This window comes from Bacillus sp. LR--39 (assembly GCF_053613335.1).
The window spans coordinates 1-517 of the sequence record NZ_JBSIOT010001601.1 but is presented as its reverse complement, the minus strand read 5'-3'; the positions used below and the strand labels follow the sequence as shown (position 1 = coordinate 517).

Genomic DNA, 517 nt, shown 5'->3' with positions numbered 1-517 from the left:
CAATTCGAACACAATAACATTTGCCAGCATGTCTTTTCCTGCCAAAGGAAAGGTTCCAAGCGTTCGTTCTTCATGGAGCGCAGACCGATGGAGGCGCCTCCAGGCAGCCTCGAAGCGGCTGTCTCCGTGTTGTTGGAAGACAGGGCCTGCCAGTCCGACTTGTTTCAGACAGATGCCGGGTATGAATCCTTTGTTCTCTTCAAGGCAAAACGTTTGAAGATCGTGGAGATCATCTGTGAAGCCGCGGTCAGAGACATACAAAACCCAATCGGCAGATCGCACCGCTTCCCGCCAATGTTGCGTTTCGGCGAAGCCAATCTCCAGTCCGCTTTCTGTTTGCTCTGATATTTCTGCCAGTTCGTCTAAAGCATGCCCGGATGCATCCGTCACGATCGCACGGATTCTTGAAAAACCGGAATCGATCAGCGACCGGACCAATTTCGTGAGAAAGGAGCCAGTCCCTGCAGCCAATATTTTGGTTTGGCGCGACAGCTGAAAGCGGTAAGCGCCGGAATCG

General features: G+C 52.6%; 1 pseudogene. It reads right to left on the bottom strand.

The features are described 5' to 3' along the window. A pseudogene (locus ACWHAR_RS32025) lies at positions 1–517 on the bottom strand (bacteriocin maturation protein); the annotation flags it as partial.